7 protein-coding genes are annotated in these 15,860 nt (G+C 41.1%); 3 read left to right on the forward strand and 4 right to left on the reverse strand.

The features are described from left to right. Positions 1–1,154 precede the first annotated feature (1,154 nt). The 3 genes from DP117_RS10750 (at position 1,155) to DP117_RS10760 (ending at position 8,832) form a co-directional block, all read left to right on the forward strand. Positions 1,155–5,780, forward strand: a complete 4,626-nt coding sequence (locus DP117_RS10750; RefSeq protein WP_169218298.1) for a CHAT domain-containing protein — start codon at positions 1,155–1,157, stop codon at positions 5,778–5,780. Between the two features lie 388 nt (positions 5,781–6,168). Then, a complete protein-coding gene (locus tag DP117_RS10755; RefSeq protein ID WP_169218299.1) occupies positions 6,169–7,647 on the forward strand; it encodes a hypothetical protein in 1,479 nt (492 codons plus the stop codon). 63 nt (positions 7,648–7,710) lie between these two features. Continuing rightward, positions 7,711–8,832, forward strand: a complete 1,122-nt coding sequence (locus DP117_RS10760) for a DUF1822 family protein (protein WP_169218300.1) — start codon at positions 7,711–7,713, stop codon at positions 8,830–8,832. A gap of 56 nt (positions 8,833–8,888) precedes the next feature. Here DP117_RS10760 and DP117_RS10765 read toward each other — a convergent pair whose 3' ends face one another. From DP117_RS10765 to DP117_RS10780, 4 genes are all read right to left on the reverse strand, one after another. Beyond that, the gene (locus DP117_RS10765) at positions 8,889–10,121 is read right to left on the reverse strand and encodes an RNA-guided endonuclease TnpB family protein (protein ID WP_169218301.1); all 1,233 of its coding nucleotides are present in this window, start codon (positions 10,119–10,121) and stop codon (positions 8,889–8,891) included. Between the two features lie 240 nt (positions 10,122–10,361). Next, positions 10,362–11,993: a phospholipid carrier-dependent glycosyltransferase gene (locus DP117_RS10770; RefSeq protein ID WP_169218302.1), complete on the reverse strand. Its 1,632-nt coding sequence runs from the start codon at positions 11,991–11,993 to the stop codon at positions 10,362–10,364. Positions 11,994–12,266: 273 nt separating this feature from the next. Then, entirely contained in the window at positions 12,267–15,167 is a 2,901-nt protein-coding gene (locus DP117_RS10775; RefSeq protein ID WP_169218303.1) for a CAAX protease, read from the reverse strand. Further along, positions 15,164–15,859, reverse strand: a complete 696-nt coding sequence (locus tag DP117_RS10780) for a hypothetical protein (RefSeq protein WP_169218304.1) — start codon at positions 15,857–15,859, stop codon at positions 15,164–15,166. The genes DP117_RS10775 and DP117_RS10780 overlap by 4 nt, the downstream gene beginning before the upstream one ends. Position 15,860 lies beyond the last annotated feature (1 nt).

Below are 15,860 nucleotides of genomic sequence, written 5' to 3' on the forward strand. Positions count from 1 at the left end.
ATCCCAATACATGCAAAAAGACCTGCCGATTAGAAATCGCGCGCCAGTTGCTACCCTACGGGAAGCCCTACGGGGAAGACCTCCGGTCTCGCTGCGCGTTCCGCCAGTTCCTTTATGCCGGGGAACCCGTCCACCGGACTGGCTCACCGCCTCCGGCGTCTACAAGTCGGGAAACCCGACGCCAGTTGCTTCAACGGGGGGCACATGCGTCCCCTCTGGGGTTGGGGGGCAAGACCCCCCTCCGGGGAAGACCTATGCCTACGGCACGGCTTCGCCTATCGGTCTCGCTGCGCTAACGCCAGATGCCTCTGTCGGGAAACCCTCTCCGAAGTTGCCACAACGCGGGGAACCCGCGCAAGGCACTTCTCTGTGCAGCACTGGCTCCCCAACGCACTGGCTCCCCAACGCACTGGCTTGGCTATACAGGCGAAGTCCACCTATGTGGACTGATTTTAGCCTGTGGAGGCAGCCTTTGTTTGTGTAGCCGAGCCAGTGCTTGACTAGGGTTTCCAGGCTTGTAGACATTCCTTGGCGGTTTGTCGTAGGGGTCTTAAGTCTAGCAGAATAGATTAGATAAGTTAATAGATTAATTGATAATTTTGTTGAGTTCACTTTTTTACATCAGATATTTCCATGAAAAAATGTAGTGATTTGTGATATATGCAAACCAATCGAATTGTAAACTTTCTAGCATCAAAAGTAGATAAAAGTCTCTTCAGTAATCAGTGGAAATCACTTGGAGTCTAGTTTGTGACAAAGTTATATTAATACTATTAATGGCAGAAAAATATCTATTTTCAAAGTTAGTCATACTTAGCTATTAACGCCCATTTTTACCACTTTTTATACTATTAAATCAAATATATACCATAATAATATTTCAAGAGAGTATATTTATTTTTCAAATAGTATTTTCTACGAAATCAATATTTTGACACTTGTAGCTATCCATGAAATTGGATACAACAGTGCAATTATCGCACCAAGCTATGCTCTTTTACAAAAGAGTAGAGTTAGAAGCTGAAAACTCTCGCAGTCGTCGAGTGATGTATATGAACTAGGGCTGATTTTCGCCTTAGTTATGACTTTTTGATTAATCATTTTTTAAAAAACAATAGTGATGTGTTACGTAAACTAATTTAGGATGGTCGTTTATGGAAATATGGGTAAACTTGGAGTTTGGTGACGGAAACTTTGAGCGCGGGTTTGGTAATCTCAATCTTGAGGTGACGGTAGCAAATGCACAGCGTAACATCACACAACTAGAAGTGCAATTACCCCCAAATGCCGAAATTCCAGTTTCCTATCAACGCTGGAAAGAGCAATACTACTCGTTACTGAAGCATTCCAGAGGTGGTTTTAAAAAGAACCAAGTCACTCATATTTCCAAAACAGATTGTTACGATTCTGCTCAGCGTTTATGCCGTCACCTTCATCAGTGGCTTTACCCTATTCAATCAGAATTAAAACAAGCATTGCCACAAGACTTTCAACCAGAAATTCGTTTGATTATCAACACACAGAAAATTGGATCACAGACAACCAAGGATATTTTACATCGACTTCCTTGGCAGGAATGGGATTTTTTTACTCAAAATTTCTCTTGTGAAGCGGCTGTTTGTTTTCACTCTTGTGTTGCAAGTACTACGGCATCAGAAAAATCATCCACTTTTAGTAAAATTAGAAGACCTAGGATTATTAGTATTTTTGGAGACAGTAAAAATATTGATACTAGTGCCGATAAAGAGTTACTGCAAAAATTGCAAAAACGAGCAGCAGAACTCATAGTTTTGACTGAACCAAATCGTTCAGATTTTAACGCACTCTGGGAAGAAGCTTGTGATATCCTATTTTTTGCCGGTCATAGCGAGACAAAAAGTGATGGTCAAACAGGCATTATAAATATTAATCCCAATGATAGTTTAAGTTTGTCAGAAATCAAAAGAACACTGAAAGCAGCAATTAACAAAGGTTTAAAATTAGCAATTTTCAATTCCTGCGATGGTTTAGGTTTAGCAAAGCAATTAGCAGATTTAAATCTTCCCTACATTATTGTCTGGCGGGAAGAAGTGCCAGATAAATTAGCACAAAAGTTTCTCAAATATTTTTTAAGTTCTTTTGCTGAAGGTCAATCTTTATTTACTGCAGTTGGAGAAGCCAGAGATAAGCTGAAAGAACTTGCAGATGACACAGATATTGCAAAGCAGCTACCGGGGGTGAGTTGGTTACCAATTATCTGTCAAAATACAACTGAACCGCCACCGAGTTGGGAAGATTTGGGAGGACTTTCTGGTGAACTTCCTGAATGTCCTTATCACGGTTTATCTGCGTTTGGGGAGAAAGATGCAGACTTCTTTTTTGGTAGGGAGAAGTTTATTGCTTCTTTAGTGGAAGCAGTAAACAGCAAACCGTTAGTTCCTGTAGTTGGTGCTTCTGGGAGTGGAAAGTCTTCTGTTGTGTTTGCAGGGTTGATTCCGCGTTTAAGATCTGTTGGGAATGTGGGGATAGTCAGTTTTCGTCCAGGGAAAAATCCGTTTGATGCAATGGCGATCGCCCTAAGCAAATATTGCCAGTCCCTGGTACAACGACAACCAAAAGCATCAAGAGAAGCCCAGAGTCGGTTGACTGAACTAGAATTTGAGGTCAACTTGCGACATGATGAGACAGCATTATGCCATTTTCTCGAAAATATCATTCACTCCTCAGGGTATCAGCGTTTGGTGTTAGTGGCAGACCAGTTTGAAGAACTTTACACTCTTGCTGCTCAGGAAGAACGTTACAGTTTTTTGAATGTACTGCTTTTGGCTGTAAAATCTATTCCAGCGTTGACGCTGGTGTTGACGCTGCGAGCGGATTTTTTGGGAATTGTGCTTGATTATCAACCAATGGGGAAAGCTTTGCAAGAATACACCCCATTGTTACTGACTCCAATGGACAAAAAGGAATTGCGAGATGCGATTGAAAAACCAGCTTTAAAAATGAAGGTGGAATTGGAGGAGGGGTTAACAAGTAAACTTATTAATAGTGTGGGCGATCGCCCTGGTCGTTTACCTCTTTTGGAATTTGCTTTAACCCAACTCTGGTCAAAACAGAAAAATTGGTATTTGACTCACAAGGCTTATGAAGAAATTGGCGGTTTAGAAAAAGCTTTAGCAAAACACGCTGATGAAGTTTTAAAAAACCTATCTGAGGAAGAGAAACAACAAGCACAAAGAGTATTTATTCAGTTAGTGCGTCCAGGGGAAGGGACGGAAGATACTAGGCGTGTGGCGACTCGCAACGAGGTGGGGGAAGAAAATTGGGGTTTAGTCAAACACTTGGCTGATGAACGTTTAGTGGTGACTGGGTGGGATGAAACTGAGAAAATAGAAACAGTAGAAATTGTCCATGAAGCGTTGATTCGGGAATGGAGAACCTTGCGGAAGTGGATAGAAGCAAACCGTGAGTTTCGCATTTGGCAAGAAAGACTCAAGCAAGAAATGCGTGATTGGGAAAATAGCCATCAAAACCCAGAAGCCTTATTGCAACGAACGCGGCTAGCTGTAGCAGAAGATTGGTACAAACAACGCAGAGATGAACTAACACCACGAACGCGACGTTTTATTACCGCTAGCATTAAATGGCGCAAACAAGAGCAGCAAAAACAGAGGCGCAGACGACAGCTAACTATTTTTGTTCTTACTGGTGTTTTGCTGGTAACCTTAATGCTAGCTGGGAATTCATGGTGGCAATGGCAGAATTCTGTCAAAAGTGAAATTAAAGCGATTAGTGAATCCTCAGCAGCGCTGTTTGCTTCAAATCAAAAATTAGACGCGCTTAGAGAAGCAATTAGGGCGAAGCGAAAACTGCAAAACTTAGGAAGTGTGGACGCAGACACTCAGAATAAGGTTGAATTGGCTCTGCGGCAGGCAGTTTATGGGGCGGTTGAGTACAATCGTTTGGAAGGACATAGCGGTGAAGTTAAAAGTGTAGTTTTCAGCCCAGATGGTAACACGCTTGCCTCGACGAGTAACGATAAAACCGTCAGACTTTGGAAGCGTGACGGTAATTTGCTGAAAACTCTGGAGAGGCATCGTGCTGGGGTTTCAGATGTTGCAATCAGCCCCGACGGTCAAACTCTAGCTTCAGCGAGTGAAGATAAGACTATCAAACTGTGGAACAAAAACGGCACTTTGCTGGCGACTCTGGAGGGGCATGGTCGTAGAGTTTTGAATGTTGCTTTCAGTCGTGACGGTCAAACGCTTGCTTCAGCGAGTGATGATTGGACGGTCAAACTTTGGAGAGTGTCGCATAATAAAATGCCTGTCTTATTGACTACCCTCAAGGGACATGAAAATTCGGTTAACGCAGTTGCAATAAGCCCCGACGGGAATACTATCGCCTCGGCTAGTGCAGACAAGACCGTCAAACTATGGAAGCGGGACGGCACGTTCTTGACCACGGTCGCGAAGCATAACGATACAGTTTGGGATGTTGCAATAAGCCCCGATGGGAAGACAATTGTCTCGGCGAGTTCAGACAACACTGTCAAGATCTCGAATAGGTCGGGCAAGTTGCTGAAAACTCTGGAGGGGCATCAAGCTGGTGTTTCAGGAGTTGCAATAAGCCCTGATGGTAATACTATAGCTTCGGCAAGTTGGGACAAAACTATTAAGCTTTGGAACAAGGATGGCACGTTGTTGACTACACTTAATGGACATAATGATCGGGTTTGGAAAGTCAGTTTCAACCACAGCAAGATTTTAGCCTCGGCAAGTGCAGATGAAACGATCAAATTCTGGAAACTAGACAGTGCGTTGCTAACTACCCTCCAAGGTCATAGCGCTGCGGTTATTGGAGTTGCCATCAGCCCTGATGGTAAGACGGTTGCCTCGGCGAGTGACGATGGAACCGTCAAACTCTGGACTCAGGATAGCACGTTACCTGTTACACTTGATCATAAAGCAGCAGTTTACCGAGTAGCTTTCAGTCCCGACAGTAGTACGATCGCCTCGGTGGGCTTGGACACAAAGGTCAAACTGTGGAACAAAAACGGCACCTTACTGAATACTCTTAAAGGACACGAAGCTGGGAATTGGGGAGTTGCTTTTAGCCCCGACGGGAACACTATCGCCTCGGCGGGGTGGGACAAAACAGTCAAACTGTGGAACAAAAACGGCACCTTACTGAATACTCTTAAGGGGCATCAAGAGCCGATTTGGGATGTTGCAATAAGCCCTGACGGCAATACAATCGCCTCAGCCAGTGGAGACATGACACTCAAGCTGTGGAATAAAAACGGCACCTTATTGAATACTCTTAAGGGACACAAAGCTGGGATTTGGGGAGTTGCAATAAGTCCTGACAGCAATACAATCGCTTCAGCTAGTGAAGATAAGACGGTCAAACTCTGGAAGCGAGACGGCACTTTGCTGAATACTCTTGAGGGACATCAATCTATAGTCTTTGGAGTGGCTTTCAGTCCTGATGGTAAGATTCTAGCTTCGGCGAGTGCAGACAAAACCATCAAACTGTGGAAAATCGAGACGGGCAAGTTACTGGCTACTCTCAATGGGCATAGCAGCAAAGTTTGGAGAGTTGCTTTCAGTCTTGACGGTAAAAAGCTCGCTTCGGCGAGTGACGACAAGACAGTGATTCTGTGGAATTTAGATCGTGTCGTCGATCTAAATAAGATACTAGCTTATGGTTGCGACTGGGTGCGAGATTATCTGAAAACTAATCCCAATGTCAGTAAGAGCGATCGCACTTTGTGTGACGGTATTGGCACTCAGAAGCGTTAACCGACATCTTGCACCAGTCGCCGACACCCGTCCAGGGTTATAAATGTAGCTCGGATTTTTGTTAATAATTCCTATCAATTCTTTCAACGAAGTGTATAGGTTGATTGAACCTGAACTTATTTAAAAGTGGGTGGAAGTAGAGAAAACAATGACCTTTTCTACCAGGGGCGCGATCGCGCTCCTCTTTATTGGATGCGTTCGCCCAATATTTATCAGCTTGAAATTGATGTCTCTAGCTTGGCTTCCTCATTCCTCAAAAGTGCATATGTACCCAAAATCAACTCTAATATATATGTAGCCTCCAGAAGATGAATCAAAAAATAGTCTCTGGTGCTAAAGCTTCGCTGTGAATGTCATGTTTTCTCAGGCTTCAGTAACTTTAATTACTATGGTATCACCTACTAAATATTGGCAAATGCAAATACTTTCTATAGGGGAGGACGTTCAGCTAAAACACCGCAGAGAAATCTCTAGAGCTAAAGATTTTTTTAAAATACAATTTCCTCACTTAAGCACTAAACTTACACTATCGACAGAAGAAAATAAACAAGTTCAAACAGTTTTGTGGAAAACTTTTCGTTTAGATGACGACAGTTACCAACGTGCGATCGCCGGGCTTTGTCTACGCTGCTATGTTTCACACAGAATTTTCATCACCTGCAAAACTATCCCTCACATCTACAACCTCAGTGCAGAAAATCTTTTTAAATACACGGATTTACTTCCCTTCGTTTTAAACGACGATGGTAAAGCACTGGTGATTTTAGATAGTGAGGGTAAAACCCAACATATCTTGAATCATCATGATGGTACAACTCGACCAATAGCAAAAGGCGGAGAATTTTTTAGCGTTGAAATTTTGCGCAAATTTAATCCCAACTTAGGTTCTAACGAAAGCTTAGATAATTGGACTACCAGACTCACCCGCCAGAATGAAGAAATCAAGTCATTTTTGTGGGAATTTGGGTTAGCAACTCCCAGTGATTGGGGACTACTATGTAAATCTGTACCCCGTTCTCTATCTGGGCTTATTTCAACAGAAGACTATGAAATTGTAAAAGCTTTTCAAACAGTTTACCGACAAGATAGATTAAAAACACGCCAAAAAGGACGCTATTTTAAACCAACACCAAGCCAACTCCAAGAAATGTTACATTTGTTGCAGCAAGAAAATATTATTCTTTCTCCTAATGAATTAATTTATCATCTCAAATGCATTGCAGAAATCTTGCGTCAAGACTGGCTTTATAGAAAAACAGGCATTACCAAAACTGTCTCTATAGAAGTGTATGATCATTCAAAAAATGATTATTTTCCTCATCCAGAATTACCTGATTACACAGACTGCGAGCCGGAGGAAGTAGAATTAGAAAAATTACAAGCATTTTGTCAAGAATTGTTTGAAGAAGTCTTATATCAAACAATAGGAGAGGTGATTCACCAGCGGATTGAAGAGTTGAAAAAAAGTAAAGGTTACAAAAATTTTGCTCAACGATTTCCGGAAGGCTTGCGACTTTATTACCAAGAGAATATATCCTTAAGTGAAATTGGTAAACTTTGGGGAATAGAATGGACCAAAGTCAGACGCATTATGCAGCTAAAAAACTTTTTAGAAGTTGTGCAGTATCAAACAGAGGAAGTTTTTTTAGATAAACTTTTACCATCGTTTAATAAATCTCAGTTAACAAGAATTTGTCATGAGCCTGAATATCTAAAAAATATTGCTGTGGCAATTAGAGAATTTTCCTGGAATCAAACATTTAAAGCAGCAAAAGCAGAACTTGTGAGTGGTAAAAAGCAAATGAAAAACAGCTTATTTTCTCAAACAATCCGCATCTACCTTAGTGATTCATCCTACGCAGCATAAACTATGCATCTACTAGAAAATATACATTGCTTTTTCCATGAGATAATCAATGGGGGAGAAAATATGAATCGCTCACCAAAATCCATACTGCAAACAAAAAAGAGGAGAATAACATTCTCCCCAAAAGTTGTTTTACTAGAACCAGAAAGTTTTGAGGAAGCACAAGTCATCAGCGAGAAGAATTTCAACCAATTCGGCGAAATAAGCCAATGGAAAATATATTTAAACGCATTAGCACTACTTGGCTTTGAAAAGTACCTGAAAGAACGAAATCCAAATATTAAAATTAATCAAGAGAGTGGTGCTAATCCAATTGATGATATTTGTTATCTCAATCTTGGTGAATTTCGTCTTTGCTTAATTACCGTAGATAACCTGATTGATGATTTTGTCACTGTACCAGAAGAAGTCATCACTTCACCAAAAAGGGTTGCTCACTTCTATGTCTTGCTGGAAATTTTAGAAGAGGAAGAACAATTAAATATTCACGGTTTTTTGCGTTACGACCAACTCGTCAAATATTGCCAATCAATTAATTTGGAGGCGAAATCTGATAGTTGTTATCAGCTACCGCTTTCTTGGTTTGATTCTGAAATAAACAATCTCTTGTTATACTCACGTTTCTTGTCACCAACTGCTATTCCTTTACCGTCAGTAGTTGAAGTCAATCATACAGACAGACAAAATCTAACTCAGGCTACAAGCATTTCTACTAAAGCACCAGTTAACCTAACCAATTGGTGGCTTGAAGTTTTTGAAGAAGGTTGGCAATCTACCAAAAATATTCTGAAAACGCTTGATAATAACTATGTTTGGGGTTATGTAAGAAGTCACTCAATAGCGGATCATTATTCTGGGGCTAAAAAGTTAGATTTTGGACTACTACTAAATGGTCAAACTTTAGCTTTAGTTGTCAATCTAAAACGGTTGGAAAATAATGAAGTCGATGTGCTTGTACAAGTGATTCATTGCTATGAGGAACATCGCAATCAGGAATCTCTACCGCCTGGTTTGAAGCTGAAAGTGACTCTTAATCCCAACACATCTGAGTCAGAAAGTCAGGAAGTCACTGCGAGGGAAGCTGATAATGTCATTCAGTTAGAATTTAGTGAAGCTTTGGGTAAACAATTTAAAGTTGAAATCAGTTTCAAAAATGTTGTGGTTACTGAGGACTTTTTATTGTGAACTACCTACACCGACCTGACGGTAGAGTGTAGGCTTCCCAATTCATTGGGGATTGCCTAGGTTTTCATAGATTTTTTACGTCCAGAAGACTTTGGTCTTACATCCCCTCCAAGGGCAGAAGCGCTAGTTCCTAACGCCACGCCAGTTACTCTACTTGGGGAGACCCCAAGACCGTAGTGGCTCCATAATCGCAATCCTTCATTTCTGATATTTATAGCAGCATTGATGTCTCTATCATGCTGATGCTGGCAGTGTGGACAATCTACAAACCTTACACCCAATGAATCATAACCTTTTTGCAGCATTGGGATTGGTAGTAGAGTCTCGCTACATAGTTGAGAAGACGGGAAGAAACGTCCTATCTCTTGATAGGCGTGACCAAATCTCTCAGCTTTGTATTTAAGCATGGTTAAAAACATCCCCCAACCCTGGTCACTGATAGCTTTTGCTAAGTTAGGGTTTTTAACCATATTCTTCACTGCCAAATCTTCTACACAAATAACTTGGTTTTCGTATGCTATTTTGCGAGATAGCTTGTGTAAAAAGTCTTCTCTTACTCTAGCTACTTTGCTAGATACTTTTGCAACTAAACGTTTAGCTTTACGACGTTTATTAGAAGTTTTATCTGTCTTTTTGGCTAATTTTTTCTGCTTGCGCTTTCTATTTTTTTCTAACTTCGCTAATTGATTTTTAGGAAGGTCATACTTTGAACCTTCAGATGTGATAGCAAAGTTTTTTAGTCCTAAATCAACACCAATAGCGTCTCTAATCGCAACTACTGGATTATCATTTTGGTTGAAAAGAATAGATGCATAATACCTACCGGATGCATTTCTCGATATTGTTACAGTAGTGAATTTTGCATCCGGTAGTTCTTTGTGAAACACGGTTTTCATTAACCCCAAATTACCAGGAAACTTAATCACAGAATTCTCTGGCATCAGTTTCACATTTTGGCGATATTGAATCGACTGCTTACCATGCTTAGATTTAAAGTTAGGGAATTTAGCACGTCCTTCAAAGAAATTGACAAACGCGCTTGAAAGGTTGAATGTCACTCGTTGCAGAACTTGACTATAAGCAAGTCCCAACCATTCATATTCCTTTTTTAAATTAGGAAGCAACTTGTCCATCGCGGCTTTAGAAATACCTTTTCCGGTTTCTTTATACGCGGTAGTCGTGGCATTAAACATATAATTCCACAACCAACGAGTATTACCAAAACATTGAGCTAGATAGGATTTTTGCTCATCAGTAGGATAGATTCTAACTTTAACTGCTCTGTACATGGTATCGACCTTACCGTGTTTACATATTTATGATAATGCACTTTTGCTCACTTGCGCTACTCAAAACAAAATATTTTGTTCGTCTCGTCGCTGTAGTTTTCTTTGTTTTCGCTACGCTCAAATACAATCAAACTACGCAACTCGACTCACTCGCAATTCTTCTCAACACGCTCCCTGAGTACAGGTACAGTGTGAGCCTTCTTGCTGTTCAAGGTAAAGTACAAAGGAGCAAAAACTATTCTAAATCCAAGAATTAAACCACATCCGCAGTGGCCTATATTCAAAGTTTGAAAGAGGTAAACCTAAATAAATAGGCATCCAAAAAACAAAAGCTATCACAATAATAAATGTAATCGTTACACCCAGAGCGCGGAGTAGAATAAAATAACTGCGTAAGCACTGATCCACAAGCCAAGCAATGGCTAAAAATGCAAACACGACAGCTGTCATGTAGTGATAGATAAAAACGCAACGATTGACTCCAGTCCAAGGCAGTAAGTTAGCAGCATAATTGATAACTAAATACAAGGCAATCCAACTATCAAGACTCAATATTGTAGGAGGATAAAAATGCTTTTGCTTTATCCGAGGAATGATGAATTGCCACACTAATATTCCTACAAAAAACAAAAGCGCTGCAACGCCAAACCACCATAAAAAGGGATTGCCCATTGCATGGACATCGTAAATGATTTTCCCAGCACCGGAAGGTAAAGGAGGTCCCATGACAGGTGGTGGTTCATTTAAACTTTGTGCGGTTTGATATAAATATGCCATTGGTCGAGTCATTAAGGGCCATTTATACCAAGCAGCGCAGTAAGGATGTACTTTGGGAGTGTTACCACCAAGTTGTTCATGAAACAGCAAAATTTGCTTGTGTACTTCTATAAATCCATACCTTGTATCTAATTGTAAGTGCGGAATCCAGAGCAAACTGTAAACTATTAAAGGGACAATACCTAAATAAATAATTATATGAATAATATGAAGTTGAGTTAATTTTTGTAATGGTGTTTGATTGACTTGTCCATTGTTGTTGGAAGTTCCGAAGTTTGCGCCTGAAGGAGAAATTTTATATATTCTTTTTTCACTAGATGAACCAGAAGGAAAGAGACTTAAGGAAGAGAGGGAAAAACTTTTTTGACGACCTTTTGTTCCACTGATTTTGTCGGGAGAATGAGAAGAAAACTCCTGTTGGTTTAGACTGAGATTTTCTTGGTAAACAAAGTGAAAAGATTGCCACAAATGAATTATCCAAGCTAATATCCAGAGAAGATAAGTTCCTAGCAAAAACCACAAACCATTCCACTTGGTAGCAACTGATGCACCAAATGCTATGCCAGAAAGTATTAACCAGAAATTGCGTTGTTGTCTTTGTTTTGCTAATGCCAATAATAAAAACAATTGTCCCAGCAACCCAAAGATAACGATATATTGGTTGATCAGGGCATAGCGAGATTCTACAAGAAATATACCGTCACAAGCTGTGAACAAACCAGCAAGTAAAGCAAAACCACGACGATAACTTATTTGATAGGCAATAGCGGCTATGATTATAGGGAGAAATGAACCACAAAAGGCATTCATCCAACGGTAACTGACGGGTGACATGACTGAACCTGTAAACCCATTCACCTCATCTTGCCAAAAGGGAATATGCTTGCCAATCCAAATCCCTAGTGCAATCATATATTTGCCTAATGGTGGATGACCATCAAAAAACGGTGTATGGGTGAGATAGTCATTCCCAAATTTAGCGTAGTAAACCTCATCAAAGACAAAGGTATTAAATCGTCCAAGTCCCCAAATTCGTAAGGCGAGTGACAGTAAAAATACACCCGCCATGCCAATCTGAAACCATTTTTTATTCATTAGTTCTTAGTCGATAGTCAAGAGTCCTTTTGCAAGAGCGATATTCCAATATTTGGAACCACAGATGCACACAGGTTAACACAGATAAATCATCTGCGCTGACTTGGATACTAACATCATGCTGGCACTGGCGGTGCGACTGACACGTGACATTGGGTTAGCCGTAGATCTGATTGCGATACGATCGCCCTTGTTTGCTCAAAATTTCTAGAAGAAACCTTTTGGGTATAGAGGAGTCTTACAGGTAAGACATGGGGCTTGTGTCGTAACTAGCTAAAAGGTAAAAGGAGCGATCGCCGCAATTTCTGGATCTAAGTTCCCTACCTGACTGGTGCTCAATATCCACATTGATGCTTTCTGTTTCAGAAATATCTCAGCAATAGTATCGCTTGTTTTTCGAGGCAAAATGCTTCGCCAACTGACTAAAGCTCTAATAATGTGTTGCACAGGGCTGTCTAATAGAGAAGTGCCTATGGTTGTTGTGGAACTCTCCCAGTCAGCACGCGCAACCCCAAATGGTAAGAGTTGATGTCTGATAGTTTTGTCTAACTTCACCAACTGCTTAAAGCTAGTTGCATATTCCGGATGGCGAAGTAACCAATTTTTAAACTCCGGATTTGTTTTGATCGCATATGCGATATCTTTAGAATTGTATTGAGTTGCAGCCTGAATGATTTTAATTGCTGCATATAATGCCTGGTTAGAATCCTGGGCACAGTTATTTGCTGGACCGACATAAGTTGCACCCATACCATCTCCAATACGGTAACGTGCTGTCATGATTTCTAGCTGACGGATGAAAGTTCCTAATAGTGTGCGTTTGACTTCATCAGTATCATAGTCATCACTCAAAGCATCGAATTTGATGAGGAGATCGCAAACGGGACGAATTCCTAACCAGCCAAACTGGCGATCGCCCATATAACGAGTCCAAGAAAGCGTACCTGCAATCAGCCCATCAACGTTGTGAGTATAAACTTGGTGATACTCTATGTTAAAGCGCAACTCACCTGTCAGGGGTTCCCGCACGACTTCTGCTACTCCATAGGCAAAATGACCAAAGTAGACAGGGGCTTTCGCTGCGGCTTCTGGTTTTTTGCCTCCAATACCGCCATAGACGTGTAAAAGCAACGCACAGTCACCTTCACGCCATTTGGACACTGCTCGCTGAATATCTGTACTTCTTGTACTCAAAAGAACGGATTGTATTTGTCCTTTGTTTGTGGTAATCTTTTCCCATACTCGTTTCCTAATATATTCAAGTGTTGGTTTTCTACCAACAATCACCTCTTGAGGTTGGACTTGTAATAAAGCATACGGAGCGATCGCCTGAACGACAAACATCCCAGCAGCATTTTTTGCGCCGTAAATGTACCAGCCTTTGTCGTTCAAGGGAGACTTTTCGATATCGCGGCTGGTTGAGTTGTAAAAGTTTTGCTCAGAAGGAATCACCTTAGGCAAAAGCACGACTTCTTCAGCAGAATCAAACTCACGGGAATGCCGATTGAAATGTACAACCCTGAACTGTTCGCTTTCTGGCTGGATAGGCTGTAGAAACTTCACTAATCCATAAAAGCGTCCAGAGATTTGAACAGGTTCAGTTGTTACGTAAAGAGTCGGAATTTTGCCATTCTGTTCAACGACAACTGGCTGGCGTAACATGACAATCATATCATCATTAGGTCTTGAGCCAGCCAGCGATTCTAAAGGAGTCACCTGACGCCAATGATTGATCCGAATGGGAACGATTTTCCCTTGTGTATAGTTGTATAGTGCTTCTGCGTTGAAGTGAACATCCTTTTTTGTTGACTGAACCGATATTTTTGATTCGCGATCGTCAATCCATTTTAAATATACAATTTGTCCCACCAAGTGTTGGTGTTTAGCATCTGCGTGATGTACTTCAAACAGAACACCGAATTGACGTTGTTCCTTAGGCGGTAAAATCAGTCGTCCCATCCAAGAAGCAATTGGTCGATAAAGATCTCCATTGACCGATTGGTTCAAAGGGTAGTAATCTGGTCGATTAAACGCTGCTTGCTGATACAATTCATAATTGCTAATCTTTGTTTTAACGAGTTCTTGATTGTAGGGATACTGTTCTAGTATAATTTTAGAAATAATTTCAATCGTTTGGCGCAAATAACTGCGACCATCGCTTAAATATTTGTTTGCGTCTAAAGGACCTCCAGCACCCATATGACCGACTGGGCCGAGTGAAACAAAAGTGATTTTGCCCATGCTTTTAGCACGGTTCCAGTAAGATAAGAAAAAGAGCTTCCAGCGCCTTGCAAACAAAATTGGGCCTAAGCGCTCTACTGGGTCTTTGTCACCAACAAGATGGTAGAGATGTTCAACCAACAACGCATTATTATTACCACTGATGACACCAGCCAAGGAAACAACTTCTATGGGTGCATTCGATAATGCTTGCTTGAGATAAGAAACCGCTCCCATTGCAATCTGTGCGCCACCGCTAAAACCAATCAGTGTAATTGGTACTGGGCTACCAGGTTTGTAACCGTGGTTCACGAGGCTATTGTACATGACCTGCGCTGTTCCCTGATTATAGATGAGTCCAAAGCGTTGATCAGCACAAACCCCAACAACAATCAGATTGCGAATATTAATTGTTAAGGCAAACAAACTATTGAATAGACTACCACTACTGGATTGACTCGCTCGCTCAGCAAAGCGCCAAAATGATGAGAGTATTCCATCACCTTCTGTCAGTGGTCGATTAAAGACTGAATAGGGTATGATTCCTTTAATGATAACAATATTATCTGGCAAATTTGCTGCTAACTCACGCAAAAATTGATCACCATCTGGGAAGTATTTAGATGAAGCCTGACCAATACCATCAAGGTAAATGACGTAACGAACGACATTTGTTTGTGGTGGAATCGGTTCTTCTAATATCCCGAAGCTTGTGGTGTTAATTTTATCACCATACCATCCAGCCCACCATCCCAAAGCTTCAAGAGGAACTAGGAGTCCAGCGAAGACAACAGCAATCAAAGTTATCTGCAACAAATCAACTGTCAGCTTCAACGCACTCCCCAAAGCATTGTACCAAACAAACCACACATGGCGAAGTTGCGGGAAGAGTAGAGTACAAAGTAGAGCAATGAAAACAATTCCTAAAAATTTGCTGACTCGCTTCACATTCATACTCTGCCGTTGTCTCCTCTATTACCAGTTTTCGTTCGGTGATTTCTACGTAAAATCTGTGGTCCTGCTTGCAGAAGTTGTTCAACTCCTTGTATATCTGTGACTAAGTGTGTCCCTGCTACTGTATTAGACAGCCACTTGCCAAGATTTGCAACTGGTCGTCCAATGGTGCGCTGTACAATCTGAAAGACAACCCATCCCAACACACCGCACCAAAGCGCTTGCCAAACACCAACATCAAGAGCGACGTGCAAGCCTATGACAAATGCTAACAGCGTCCAAATAGAAAGCAAGACTTGAATAGGTACACCCAAATAAGGTAATGCTACCAAAAAACTAAACATCAGTGGTACGTAGGCAAATCCTAGCGTAGACCAAATCACGTTATAGGGAATATTAGCATTGAATAGTACAAGGCTCACCAACCATGTACTTAAAGTCCAAAACAAAATGGTGAATACAAATAACACAGACGCAATCAACAAACTCAGAAGAAAGCGAAGTGGTTTAACTCGGTTGACAAATAGCACCATTCCCTGACCCACAGCTTGAGAAAACCCAGCAATGAGTACAATGTATAAAGCTGCTTTTGAAGCTTGAGGTAGCGATTGAATCAGCCTAAAGGCTTCCGGGTTGAGGGCGATCGCTCCAAATACAAGCTCCCAAAATTTGTCGAGGGCTGTCTGTGTCATG

This window comes from Brasilonema sp. UFV-L1, from assembly GCF_012912105.1.
GTDB lineage: Bacteria > Cyanobacteriota > Cyanobacteriia > Cyanobacteriales > Nostocaceae > Brasilonema.

Coding starts and splice junctions, on each gene's coding strand:
- DP117_RS10775 (WP_169218303.1), bottom strand. CDS start 15,167: ATGAATGTGAAGCGAGTCAGCAAATTTTTAGGAATTGTTTTCATTGCT.
- DP117_RS10755 (WP_169218299.1), top strand. CDS start 6,169: ATGGTATCACCTACTAAATATTGGCAAATGCAAATACTTTCTATAGGG.
- DP117_RS10760 (WP_169218300.1), top strand. CDS start 7,711: ATGAATCGCTCACCAAAATCCATACTGCAAACAAAAAAGAGGAGAATA.
- DP117_RS10770 (WP_169218302.1), bottom strand. CDS start 11,993: ATGAATAAAAAATGGTTTCAGATTGGCATGGCGGGTGTATTTTTACTG.
- DP117_RS10780 (WP_169218304.1), bottom strand. CDS start 15,859: ATGACACAGACAGCCCTCGACAAATTTTGGGAGCTTGTATTTGGAGCG.
- DP117_RS10750 (WP_169218298.1), top strand. CDS start 1,155: ATGGAAATATGGGTAAACTTGGAGTTTGGTGACGGAAACTTTGAGCGC.
- DP117_RS10765 (WP_169218301.1), bottom strand. CDS start 10,121: ATGTACAGAGCAGTTAAAGTTAGAATCTATCCTACTGATGAGCAAAAA.